This is a genomic window from Gilliamella sp. B2824 (genome assembly GCF_026536245.1).
In the GTDB taxonomy this organism is placed as follows: domain Bacteria; phylum Pseudomonadota; class Gammaproteobacteria; order Enterobacterales; family Orbaceae; genus Gilliamella.
On record NZ_JAFNON010000008.1, the window covers coordinates 1 to 13,121 of the forward strand.

Below are 13,121 nucleotides of genomic sequence, written 5' to 3' on the forward strand. Positions count from 1 at the left end.
ACACCTTTTTATTCGTCAAGATCTTTTTTCAATATTTTTGATCTTGCTCTCTAACACGTTCTTCGTTTGTTTTTCACTAACGCCGAGTCAGTGGATGCGCATTATAGGCACTTCATTTTTTTTATCAAGCAAAAAAACATGATCTTTTAATTGTTCGAATAAGCTTTAAACACTCAAAACATTAATGCATTGATATCGTTGAAGATTATATTGAGCTAATTTGCTAGTTAATTTTTCAACATATTGGTTAAGCGCTGTGCTAACAATAATATTCTCTTTATTTAGTGGTAAATTACTATCAATCAATTTGCCTTTTTCATGAAGTAATTCATAAACACGCATCGCAATTGCATTACCAGAGTCAATAAAAGTAGCGTGAGGAAAAATTACCTGCAACTCTTCTTTGATAAAAGGATAATGTGTACATCCCAATACAATAGTATCAGGGCAAACCGATAAACTTAGCCAAGGCTGTAATAACTGTTTAAGTTGCGGCATATTAACTGCCATACCTTGCAGTTTATTCTCTGCAATCTGTGCTAGTTCAGATAGCCCAAGTAATTCAACTTTACAATCAGGTGCAAACTGTTTAATCAAATTGTTTGTATAGGCTCTTTGAACTGTTGCTTTGGTTGCTAATAGCCCTATACATTTATTTTTAGTCATTTGACTAGCTGGTTTAATAGCTGGCACGACGCCAACAATCGGAAAAGAAAATTTAGCACGTAAACTAGGTAAACATATGGTACTTGCTGTATTACAAGCAATAACCGCTAAATCAATAGTATATAATTTGCTAATGTTATCAATAACATTAATTACTCTATCAATAAGAAACTGTTCTGATTTATCTCCGTAAGGGAACATTTCATTATCAAATGCATAGATATAGTGTAGATTAGGCATCTTTTTGTAGATTTCATTATAGACAGATAACCCACCGATACCCGAATCAAATATTAATATTGTTGGAGATTGTCTCGCTATGCTCATATTAAATAAAGATTAGGAAATTAAATCGACATTATCCTAAATTGAATAAAAATTTATGCAAGTAATTTTGTTTAAGGTAATACTGGCTTTTTTACTCATAAATTATTAAAATAGACGTCTAGATGGTAAAACTGCTAAAATAGAATACATCTCATCGCATATCAAGTATTGCATTTAATAAGTTAAAAGAAGGTATATCATGTCAGAATTTTTATTTACTTCAGAATCTGTTTCAGAAGGTCATCCAGATAAAATCGCCGATCAAATATCTGATGCAGTGCTTGATGCTATTTTAAAGCAAGATCCAAAAGCAAGAGTAGCTTGTGAAACTTATGTTAAAACTGGTATGGCTTTAGTCGGTGGAGAGATAACGACATCTGCTTGGGTAGATATTGAAGAGTTGACTCGCAAAACTATTCATGACATCGGATATACTAGCTCAGAAATGGGGTTTGATGCCAATTCATGTGCGGTACTCAATGCTATTGGTAAACAATCACCAGATATAAACCAAGGTGTCGATCGCAAAGATCCTCTTGAACAAGGTGCAGGTGATCAAGGCATTATGTTTGGTTATGCTACCAATGAAATGCCGAATTTAATGCCTGCAGCAATTAGTTATGCACATGATTTAATGCGCCGTCAGGCAGAAGTCAGAAAAAATGGAACGCTCCCTTGGTTACGCCCTGATGCTAAAAGTCAAGTCACATTAATCTATCAAAATGGTCAGATAAAAGGCGTTGATACAGTAGTTTTATCAACCCAGCATTCAGAAGGTATTGAACAAAAAGCAATACAAGAAGCAGTAATGGAAGAAATCATTAAACCAACATTGCCTGCCAAATGGTTAACATCAAGAACCAAATACTTTATTAATCCTACGGGTCGATTTGTTATCGGTGGTCCAATGGGGGATTGTGGATTAACGGGTCGTAAGATTATTGTCGATACTTATGGTGGAGCTGCACGTCATGGCGGAGGCGCATTTTCAGGAAAAGATCCATCTAAAGTTGATCGTTCAGCTGCATATGCTGCTCGGTATGTTGCTAAAAATATTGTTGCAGCAGGGCTTGCCGATAAATGTGAATTACAAATATCGTACGCAATAGGCGTTGCAAATCCAACATCGATTTATGTCAATACTTTTGGCACAGAAAAGATTGATCATGATAAAATAGTAAATTTAATCAAAGAATTTTTTGATTTAAGACCTTATGGATTGATTCAAATGCTTGATTTGATTCAGCCAATTTATCAACAAACTGCTAGTTATGGCCATTTTGGTCGTGATATTTTCCCATGGGAAAAAACAGATAAAGCTACATTACTTCGCGATGCCGCAGGATTATAGACGAATACCCATTTTATTACATAATAAAGTCATGGCTTGTTTAAGGGAAAACCTAAGACAAGCCAGCCTTATTTTACACACCGTATTTCCTGAACCTAAAGTAATTTATAAAGTTAAAGGAAGTATTGCCGGTAGCGCACTGTTAACACGCTGGGAAATACAGCTTAATTCAATAATGTTAACTGACAATGGTGATACATTTATTGATGAAGTCGTTCCTCATGAACTTGCTCATCTACTGGTGTTTAAAACATTTGGTAAAGTTAAACCTCATGGCAAAGAGTGGCAATATATGATGTCTGAAGTATTAGGTAAATTACCAAAAGTAACCCATAACTTTACAATAAAGCGCAATAGCTATATGTACCGTTGTAATTGCCAAATCCACCATTTAACTAAAATCAGACATAATAAAATCCAAAACAATAAAACTAGTTATTTATGCCAAAAATGCGGTAGTATACTTAAACAAGTTATTCCAATTTAGACCATTACATGTGTAAACTCGATTTTCATTTTTATAAAAGTTCATTTTTTATTCTTCTCTTAGGTGTGTTTCTGTATATTTTCGGTAATTTTTATATTCCTCTATATAATGGGTTAACAGTTACACTTATTGAACACCTACAATCTCTCTTTTTATTATTTATGTGTGGTTATACGTTTTATTATGCAAAACGCGTACAACATCATGCTACCTTATATAAATTCTGGATTTGGACAATCTTTTGGTGGATTATGCTTTTTGGACGAGGAATAAGTTGGGGGCGTGATTTTTATCCTGACGTTCCACGTTTTTATTATAAAATCATTGCAGCTATTGTAATGGGTATACCATTACTGACGACTTTCTTACCAACAATCCGCAAAGAAATAGCACGGCGTTATAAATTTGAAAGTATTCCTTTTTGGCATATCTTTTTCGCATTTCTTTTTTTGGGAATTGCAGATATCGCAGAGCACCATCGTATGGGACACGAATTTTTAGTATTAACTCGAGAACGTAAAGATTTGATTGAAGAATTAATGGAAATTCCTTGCCTGCTCTGTATAGCATTAACAACTTTCTATATGCAAACAAATGAACAAAAAAGGTTGAGTAAATCATGTTAAGTTATCGTCATAGCTATCATGCTGGTAATCATGCAGATGTGTTAAAACATATTGTTTTAACCTTGTGTCTTGAATCGTTAAAAGAAAAAGAAAAATCGATTTTATATTTAGATACGCACTCTGGTGCTGGCCGTTATTTATTACAAAGCGAGCATGCTGAAAAAACGGGTGAATATTTATCAGGAATAAATTTAGTTTGGCAACAAACAGCTATACCAGAAGCTCTTACTCCGTATATTTCAGTGTTAAAACGATATAATCCTTTTGATACTTTGAAATATTATCCAGGTTCTCCTTTAATTGCTAAACAACTATTAAGAGAACAAGATAAATTGAATTTAACTGAATTACACCCAAGTGACTATCCTTTATTAAAGCAAGAATTTGCAAAGGATAAGCGCGCTAACGTGTTACGTGAAGATGGTTTTTTGCAATTAAAATCTAAATTACCACCACAATCACGTCGCGGCATTATTTTGATCGATCCATCTTACGAAATAAAAGAAGACTATCAAAAAATTCCAGCAGCAATTTATGAAGCTTATAAACGTTTTGCAACTGGAGTTTACTTGATTTGGTATCCTGTTGTGTCAAGAACACAAAGCCAAAAAATGATAGATGGAATTGTAAATTTAGGAATTAAACGAATATCACAATTTGAACTAGCATTAAGGCCGGATAATAATCATAAAGGAATGACCGCATCGGGCATGATTGTCATCAATCCACCTTGGAAATTGCATGAGCAAATGCAAACAATCTTACCGTGGCTATCCAATATTCTTGATACAGATAAGACTGGCAATATACTGATTAAAAAATTAGTGACAGAATAAATTGTCAGGTTAATAAACAAAATGCGAGGTTTTCTCGCATTTTAAATAATTATAAAGAAAACGTTAAAACTGAAATTATGGAAAAAAATGGCATGCAAATAAATAGATCCATAAAATAATAGTTAATAATAAAGATAAAAATACCGCTGCTGAACCATAATCTTTAGCTCGACCTGATAACTCATGTCTTTCCTTACCTATACGATCAACAACACACTCAATTGCACTATTAATCAGTTCAACAATCATGACTACACCAATCGAGCCAAGTAATAAAATACGTTCATAAATAGAAAAATCGATTAGCATCACAATAATATAAGCTACTATTAATAAAATTAATTCTTGACGAAATGCAGCTTCATACCTAATAGCCGATTTAAAGCCTTTTAAAGAATATTTGGTTGCATTAAAAATACGTTGTAAACCTGTCGATTTTTCCATCATAACATTCCAAATTAAAAATTATCTAACATATCCGTAATTCATTAGCCTTTGAAATCTTCTCTCCAATAAAACCGACTCATCCATATTTTCAAGCTCGTCAAGATCACTTAGTAGCTGCTTTTTCAATGAGGTAGCTACTGTACTATAATCACGATGCGCACCGCCAAGAGGTTCAGGCACAATAGAATCAATAAGATTTAATTTGAGTAATTTATCAGCTGTCATATTCATGGCTTCAGCAGCAACTGATGCCTTATCTGCGCTTTTCCATAATATAGAAGCACAGCCTTCAGGAGAAATCACAGAATAGGTACTGTACTGTAGCATATTCACTTTATCTGCAACACCAATAGCCAGTGCGCCGCCAGATCCACCTTCACCAATTACAGTACAAATTGTTGGCACTTTTAAACGTGACATTTCACGTAGGTTACGCGCTATGGCTTCAGCTTGACCTCGTTCTTCTGCACCAATCCCAGGATAAGCACCGGGTGTATCGATAAAAGTAATAATAGGTAATTTAAAGCGTTCAGCCAATTGCATCAGCCTTAATGCTTTACGATATCCTTCCGGAGCAGGCATACCAAAATTACGATATATTTTTTGTTTGGTCTCACGACCTTTTTGATGGCCAATAACCATAACAGCACGATCATCAATACGTGCAATTCCACCTACAATAGCTTTATCATCAGCATAAGCACGATCACCAGCTAATTCATCAAAATCAGTGAAAATCTCTTTAATATAATCTAATGTATACGGTCGGTTTGGATGCCGAGCTAGTTGTGCAACATCCCAAGGGGACAAGTTTGCAAATATTTTTTTAGTTAATTCACGACTTTTTTGATTTAACTGTTTAATTTCTTTATCTAAATTGATATCTAATTCCACTTGTTGTGAATCAATATTCTTTAAGGAATTAATTTTTGCTTCTAATTCCGCTATCGGCTTTTCAAATTCCAAAAAATTGCTCATAACGATTATGATTGCCTCTTGTGTTATTTGTATTTCCTAAAAAATACACTACTAAATACAGTATATTGACTATTTCTTAAGATAAAATTAAGCCAATTCTACTATGTAATACGCATTAAAGTCACCAATATTTATTTCAGTAAGCTTTAAGATATATTAAAATCATTTTACCTAATTCTATTGATATAAATTTTATTCTGAGTAGTTGATGAAAAATGCATCGCTAATATATATGGGCTATTCGAACTCAAATTCAATACGCTCATTTCCAAGTAATGTTTTCAACTCTACGATTAAAGCATCTTCAGGAACTATACGCCAAGTTGTTCCAAATTGGATCCGAACGACCGAATCATCTCGATGATAATAAAGATTAACCGGTACACTTCCATGTCGATAAGGTTCTAAAATCTGTTGTAAACGCTGTAATATCGAACGATTAGCTTCAGCTTCAGTTAATGTAATAGCCAAGCCCTTAACATATTTAGCTCGAGCATCTTTCAAATCAACAATATCGCGAACAGACATCTTTAGTCCACCATTAAAATCATCGGGGCTAACTTGACCTGACACTATCAGAATTTTATCTTTAACTAAAAGATGCCCAAACTTTTCTAAAGAATCGGCAAATAACATACCATCAATTCGACCAGAACGATCATCTAAAGTAAATAGACCAATTTTATTGCCTTTTTTGGTAATTCTAACTCTTGCATCAGCAACTATTCCTGCGAAGGTAGCTGTCTTTCCCCAACCAGTTGGCGCAGCTTCACTAATGCGTACGCCACCGGCATAACGATTGAGTTCTTTTAAATATTGCGTAACCGGATGGCCGGTTAGATAAAGTCCTAAAGCATCTCTTTCGCCATCAAGTAATACTTGAGCGGGTAATTCTGGTACTGCTGCATAAGCATGTTCAACTTGTTCAGGCTCTTCAGCTAATACGCCAAACATATCTTCTTGGCCAATATTTTGCGCTTTGGTATATTGCTCAGCTGCCTGCATTGCATCACTAATACTATGTAAAATTGCTGCCCGATGCGGTCCTAATTTATCAAAAGCACCGGCCATAGTTAGCTTTTCTAATACACGTCGATTGATTTTTTTCATATCTGTGCGCGCGCACAGTTCAAAAATATTTTTAAAATAGCCCCCACTATTACGAGCTTCAACAATTGCTTCAATTGGCCCTTCACCAACGCCTTTTATTGCACCAATGCCATAAACAATTTCGCCTTTGTCATTCACATGAAAATGGTACAAACCGCTGTTAATATCTGGAGGATTAACTTTTAGTCCCATTCGTAAGCATTCATCAACCAAGCCCACAATTTTATCGGTATTATCCATATCTGCTGTCATAACAGCTGCCATGAATTCAGCTGGATAATGGGTTTTCAGCCATAAAGTTTGGTAAGACACCAGTGCATAGGCGGCAGAGTGTGATTTATTAAAACCATAACCTGCAAACTTTTCAACCAAATCAAAAATATGCATTGAAAGTTCACCATCCACACCTTGTTTCTCAGCGCCTTCTTTAAAAACAGAACGTTGTTTAGCCATCTCTTCTGGTTTCTTTTTACCCATAGCACGGCGCAGTAGATCAGCACCGCCTAAGGTATAACCGGACAAAGTTTGTGCTATTTGCATGACCTGTTCTTGATATAAAATAATCCCATAAGTTGGCTCTAAAATAGGTTTTAATGACTCATGTTGATATTTTATATCGGGATAAGAAACATCTTCTCGCCCATGTTTACGATCGATAAAATTGTCTACCATTCCTGACTGTAAAGGTCCCGGGCGAAATAATGCTACTAAAGCAATCATATCCTCAAAACAGTCTGGTTTTAAGCGCCGAATTAAATCTTTCATGCCACGCGATTCTAGCTGAAATACTGCGGTTGTTTCAGCTTTCAGCAATAAATCGAAAGAGTCTTTATCATCCAGAGGAATGCGCGTAATATCAACAAGTTCTTTCCCTTCTCTAATCTGACGTTCATTAATCATTTTGATCGCCCAATCAATAATGGTTAATGTGCGCAATCCTAAGAAATCAAACTTAACTAAGCCAGCATATTCAACATCATTTTTATCAAATTGAGTAACAGGATGATGCCCTTCGGGATCACAATAAATAGGTGAAAAATCGGTAATTTTTGTTGGTGAAATCACAACACCACCCGCATGTTTACCTGCATTGCGAGTTACGCCTTCTAATTGACGAGCAATATCAATTAGCGACTTAATTTCCTCGTTATTATCATATAATTCTTGTAATTGTGGCTCAATTTCGAATGCTTTAGCCAGTGTCATACCTGGATCTAAAGGAATCAATTTAGAAATACGATCGACAAACCCATAAGGATGGCCAAGCACTCGCCCAACATCTCGAATTACAGCTTTAGCTGCCATTGTACCAAAAGTAATAATCTGTGAAACCGCATCACGACCATACATATCAGCAACGTGATCAATAACCAAATCACGTTTTTCCATGCAAAAATCGACATCAAAGTCAGGCATCGATACACGTTCAGGATTTAAAAAACGTTCAAAAAGTAAGTCAAAGGCTAACGGATCTAAATCTGTTATTTTTAATGCATAAGCCACTAATGAACCCGCTCCCGAACCTCGACCTGGGCCAACTGGAATATCATTATCTTTTGACCATTGAATAAACTCCATCACGATCAAAAAATAACCGGGAAAACCCATTTGATTAATAACATTAAGTTCAGTTTCTAAACGCTCATCATATTCTGCTCGTTTTTGTGCTCTAATATCTGGATCAGGAAAAAGAAACTTTAGTCGTTCTTCAAGGCCTTCACGTGATTTATAGACTAGAAAATCTTCAGTAGACATATCCCCTGTTGGAAATTTAGGTAAAAAATATTCACCCAAACGTATAGTCACATTGCAACGCTTAGCTATTTCTACACTATTTTCTAAAGCCTCAGGAATATCTGAAAACAACTCACACATTTCCTGCTCATTACGCAGGTACTGTTCTGGTGAATAGTTCTTAGGACGATTAGGATCTTCAAGAGTGTTGCCATCATGTATCGCTACGCGAATTTCATGGGCCTCAAAATCAGAAGGTTGTAAAAAACGAACATCATTGGTCGCAACAACCGGCAACATATATTGTTCAGCAAGTTTTACTGCGCTATGAATAAACAACTCTTCGTTGTTACGTTTAGTACGAACTAACTCAAAATAAAAGTGATCATGAAAATTTTCTTTATAAAAATTGATAGCGTTATCGATTATAGACTCATTATTACGAATAATACCTATACCAATATCACTTTCCCGCCCAGCCAAAATTATAAGTCCGGTACGATATTGAGCTAACCACTGCTGATCAACAACTGGCATATCACCGATATATCCCCTTTCATAAGCTTTAGATATAAGTAATGTCAGATTTTTGTAACCTTCATTATTAGCAGCGAGTAGCGTTAATCGATAAATATCATCCGGTAATTGTGAGCTTCTGATTGCTAAATCAGCACCAATAATCGGCTTAATTCCTTTTGCCATCGCAGATCCATAAAACTTAACCAAACCACAAAGATTGGTAAAGTCGGTAATAGCAAAAGCAGGCATATGCAACTGGCTAACCTCATTAACCAGTGTCCCCACTTTAGCGATACCATCAACCATTGAAAAGTCACTATGTAGATGAAGATGAATAAACTTAGGCTCTGTCATATTTATCAGAAATAATTATGCTAAAAAATTGTTAGCGATTATATCACAAGCAATAGCAATATTCTTATTCTGTTTATCAACATGTTTTGTTTGAATTGAAAAAAGAAGGAATCTTTTGAATAACGTTGATCGATGAAAATGATTAAACTTATACCACCGATAATCTAATTTATCGGTGGGTAGAGATCAATTAAATTTTCTTAAATAACACTGAACCATTAGTTCCGCCAAAACCAAATGAATTACAAAGTGCATATTCTAAGTTTTTAACTTGACGAGCGGTATGCGGTACATAATCTAGATCACATCCATCATCAGGATTATCTAAATTAATTGTTGGAGGCACAGCCTGATCGCGTAATGCCAATACCGTAAAAATAGACTCAACAGCACCCGCAGCGCCTAGTAAATGACCAATCATTGATTTAGTTGAACTTACCATTACTTTGTTGGCATTTTCTTTAAAAATGCTTTTAACTGCTTGTGTTTCTGCTTTATCACCAGCTGGCGTTGATGTACCATGAGCATTAATATAGCCCACTTGCTCAGGTGTTATTCCTGCATCTCGAATAGCACATTTCATGGCTAATGCTGCCCCACTACCATCTTCTGGTGGTGAAGTCATATGATAAGCATCAGCACTCATACCAAAGCCGACAACTTCTGCATAAATTTTTGCACCGCGTTTTTTAGCATGCTCATACTCTTCTAAAAACATAATGCCAGCACCATCACCCAGTACAAAACCATCACGATCTTTATCCCATGGTCGACTTGCCGCTTTAGGATTATCATTATTAGTTGATAATGCACGCGCTGCACCAAAACCGCCAATACCAAGCGGTGTACTCGCTTTTTCACCGCCACCAGCAAGCATACCATCAGCATCACCATAGGCTATCATACGTGCTGCATGACCAATATTGTGTACGCCTGAAGAACAAGCTGTTGCAATTGTAATACTTGGTCCTTTTAATCCATAAATAATCGATAAATGACCAGCTATCATATTCACTATGGTAGAAGGAACAAAAAACGGACTAATTTTACGCGGGCCACCATTAATTAAAGCACTATGATTTTCTTCAATTAATCCAAGTCCACCAATGCCTGAACCAATAGCACAACCAATACGTTCTGCATTTTCTTCCGAAATTTCAATACCCGCATCTTGCATTGCTTGTATACCAGCAGCAATGCCATATTGGATAAAATAGTCCATTTTACGAGCATCTTTACGTGAAATATTATAATCTTCGCCATTAAAATTTTTAACCATAGCGGCGAAGCGCGTTGCGAAAGGGGCAGTATCAAAGTGTTCTATTAGTTCAACACCACTTTGTCCAGCTAAAAGTGCTTGCCAAGTGGATTCAACTGTATTACCTACCGGAGATATCATGCCCATTCCGGTGACAACAACTCTGCGTTTAGACACATTGTCCTCCAGAAAAGGATTGAAATGAAATTTGAATCATTGAAAATTTTATGTTGAGTTTTCAATACATGAATATTAATTTTTATATAAAAATTAAAGATATAAATACAAACTAGGCGATCATTTGACCGCCTATTATGAAAACTCTGCTAACCTTATTGATTCGCAGTAATATAATCAATTGCTGATTGTACAGTTGTAATCTTTTCAGCTTCTTCATCAGGAATTTCAGTATCGAATTCTTCTTCTAAAGCCATAACTAATTCAACTGTATCAAGAGAGTCAGCGCCAAGATCTTCAACAAAAGAAGATTCATTCTTAACTTCTTCCTCTTTCACACCAAGTTGCTCAACAATAATTTTCTTAACTCGCTCTTCAATAGTGCTCATACTCTTTTTTTTCCTATAAATATCGCCAAAAGCGGCGGTGAATGTAAGTTTATAAAATGTTGAAAAAGATGCAAATCATTTTTCAACCCAATTGCTTATTTTTTGCTCAAAAAGTCAAAATATTGGCTTATTCTACACTATTCTGATCAATTACACCATATACATGCCACCATTGACATGTAAAGTTTCACCAGTAATATAAGATGCTTCATCGGAAGCCAAGAATGCAACAGCATTGGCTATTTCTGATGGCTCTCCTAATCGTCCAGCTGGCACTTGTGCTAACGTCACGGCTTTTTGCTCATCGGTTAATGCTTCAGTCATATCTGTTGCAATAAATCCAGGCGCTACCACATTAACCGTAATACCTCGAGATGCAACTTCACGAGCTAATGATTTACTAAAACCAATTAATCCTGCTTTAGCTGCCGCATAGTTAGCTTGCCCTGCATTACCCATTGTACCAACAACAGAACCGATTGTAATAATTCGTCCATAACGTTTTTTCATCATAGATCGCATTAAAGCCTTAGATAGGCGGAACACCGAAGTTAAATTGGTATCTAAAATAGATTGCCACTCTTCTTCTTTCATTCGCATTAATAAATTATCACGAGTGATACCAGCATTATTCACTAAAATATCAATATCACCAAATTCAGTTTTAATAGCATTAATGACAGATTCAATCGATGCTTCGTCAGTCACATTTAAAGCAAAACCTTTGCCATGTGTACCTAAATATTGACTGATTGCTTCAGCACCTTTTTCTGTTGTTGCAGTGCCAATAACAGTTGCACCACAAGCAACTAACTTTTCAGCAATCGCTTTACCTATCCCGCGACTTGCACCAGTAACTAAAGCAATTTTTCCTGATAGGTTCATAACTACCCCTTTTATCTTCTATTTAGTATTTTCTATTGCAACATCTAATGACGCTTTATCATTGACAGCACATGCTGATAACGAATCAACAATACGTTTAGCCAATCCAGTTAGTACTTTACCTGGTCCTATTTCAACTAACAGTGTTACACCTTGTTTCGCCATTTGCTCAACAGTTTCTGTCCAGCGAACAGGGCTATAAAGCTGCGCAATTAATGCGGCTTTAATTTTTTCTGCTGAGGATTCAATCTTAACATCAACGTTATTAATAACCGCAAATTTTGGCGTGTTGAAAGTAATTTCATTCAAGGCAATAGCTAATTTTTCGGCCGCGGGTTTCATTAACTCACAATGGGAAGGAACACTAACAGCTAATGGTAAAGCACGTTTAGCACCTGCTTCTTTGCAAAGTACGCCAGCGCGCTCTACAGCTTCTTTATTACCGGCAATAACAACTTGTCCTGGTGAATTAAAATTGACAGGCGCAACAACTTGGCCTTGCGATGCTTGTTCACACGCTTTACTTATTGACTCATTATCTAAACCGATAATGGCATACATCGCACCAGTTCCTGTTGGTACAGCCTCTTGCATAAGTTTGCCACGTAATTCAACTAATTTAATTGCATCTTTAAAATCAATCACGCCAGCACATACCAATGCCGAATATTCACCTAAACTATGTCCTGCCATAAATTCAGGTTGTGCACCATTAACACTTTGCCAAACTCTAAACGTAGCAACTGAAGCAGCTAATAAAGCTGGTTGTGTTTGCCATGTTTTGTTCAGTTCCTCAACTGGACCTTGTTGTACCAATGCCCATAAATCGTAACCTAATACTTGTGACGCTTCGTCAAAAGTAGATTTTACAATTGGATAATTGTCAGCAAGATCTTTTAACATACCGACGGCTTGTGAACCTTGTCCTGGAAAAACCATTGCAAATTTGGTCATTTTTAAATCCTTGAATACTCAAA

Annotated in this window: 12 protein-coding genes; 4 read left to right on the forward strand and 8 right to left on the reverse strand. The window is 35.9% G+C overall.

All coding sequences use genetic code 11. From position 1 onward, the window contains the following. Positions 1-165 precede the first annotated feature (165 nt). The gene (murI, locus tag J3U56_RS08570) at positions 166-993 is read right to left on the reverse strand and encodes a glutamate racemase (protein WP_267348858.1); all 828 of its coding nucleotides are present in this window, start codon (positions 991-993) and stop codon (positions 166-168) included. Between the two features lie 199 nt (positions 994-1,192). Here murI and metK point away from each other — a divergent pair, with 199 nt between their 5' ends. From metK to J3U56_RS08590, 4 genes are all read left to right on the forward strand, one after another. Continuing rightward, a complete protein-coding gene (metK, locus tag J3U56_RS08575; protein WP_267334189.1) occupies positions 1,193-2,344 on the forward strand; it encodes a methionine adenosyltransferase in 1,152 nt (383 codons plus the stop codon). Continuing rightward, positions 2,328-2,831, forward strand: a complete 504-nt coding sequence (locus J3U56_RS08580) for a SprT family zinc-dependent metalloprotease (RefSeq protein ID WP_267344563.1) — start codon at positions 2,328-2,330, stop codon at positions 2,829-2,831. Before metK ends, J3U56_RS08580 begins: the two co-directional genes overlap by 17 nt. Positions 2,832-2,992: 161 nt before the next feature. Beyond that, positions 2,993-3,457: a hypothetical protein gene (locus J3U56_RS08585; protein WP_179854760.1), complete on the forward strand. Its 465-nt coding sequence runs from the start codon at positions 2,993-2,995 to the stop codon at positions 3,455-3,457. Further along, a complete protein-coding gene (locus tag J3U56_RS08590; protein ID WP_267344561.1) occupies positions 3,451-4,293 on the forward strand; it encodes a 23S rRNA (adenine(2030)-N(6))-methyltransferase RlmJ in 843 nt (280 codons plus the stop codon). Before J3U56_RS08585 ends, J3U56_RS08590 begins: the two co-directional genes overlap by 7 nt. Positions 4,294-4,368: 75 nt before the next feature. Here the strand turns inward: J3U56_RS08590 and J3U56_RS08595 are convergent, their stop codons facing one another. The 7 genes from J3U56_RS08595 to fabD all read right to left on the reverse strand — a co-directional run bounded on the left by J3U56_RS08595 (position 4,369) and on the right by fabD (position 13,098). Then, positions 4,369-4,737 (reverse strand): diacylglycerol kinase, encoded by a 369-nt coding sequence (locus J3U56_RS08595; protein ID WP_141671541.1) that lies wholly within the window; start codon positions 4,735-4,737, stop codon positions 4,369-4,371. Positions 4,738-4,758: 21 nt separating this feature from the next. Next, entirely contained in the window at positions 4,759-5,718 is a 960-nt protein-coding gene (gene accA, locus J3U56_RS08600; RefSeq protein WP_267344560.1) for an acetyl-CoA carboxylase carboxyl transferase subunit alpha, read from the reverse strand. Between the two features lie 237 nt (positions 5,719-5,955). Beyond that, a complete protein-coding gene (dnaE, locus tag J3U56_RS08605; RefSeq protein WP_267367378.1) occupies positions 5,956-9,435 on the reverse strand; it encodes a DNA polymerase III subunit alpha in 3,480 nt (1,159 codons plus the stop codon). Positions 9,436-9,625: 190 nt separating this feature from the next. Beyond that, positions 9,626-10,870 carry a beta-ketoacyl-ACP synthase II gene (gene fabF / locus J3U56_RS08610; protein ID WP_267334183.1) on the reverse strand — a complete coding sequence of 415 codons (1,245 nt, stop codon included), beginning with the start codon at positions 10,868-10,870 and terminating at the stop codon, positions 9,626-9,628. Positions 10,871-11,025: 155 nt separating this feature from the next. Further along, positions 11,026-11,259, reverse strand: a complete 234-nt coding sequence (gene acpP / locus J3U56_RS08615; RefSeq protein ID WP_034948180.1) for an acyl carrier protein — start codon at positions 11,257-11,259, stop codon at positions 11,026-11,028. Between the two features lie 150 nt (positions 11,260-11,409). Next, positions 11,410-12,144 (reverse strand): 3-oxoacyl-ACP reductase FabG, encoded by a 735-nt coding sequence (fabG, locus tag J3U56_RS08620; protein WP_065634142.1) that lies wholly within the window; start codon positions 12,142-12,144, stop codon positions 11,410-11,412. An 18-nt stretch (positions 12,145-12,162) separates the two neighbouring features. After that, complete coding sequence (gene fabD / locus J3U56_RS08625; RefSeq protein ID WP_267344559.1) at positions 12,163-13,098, reverse strand: ACP S-malonyltransferase; 936 nt, start codon at positions 13,096-13,098, stop codon at positions 12,163-12,165. Positions 13,099-13,121: the final 23 nt, after the last annotated feature.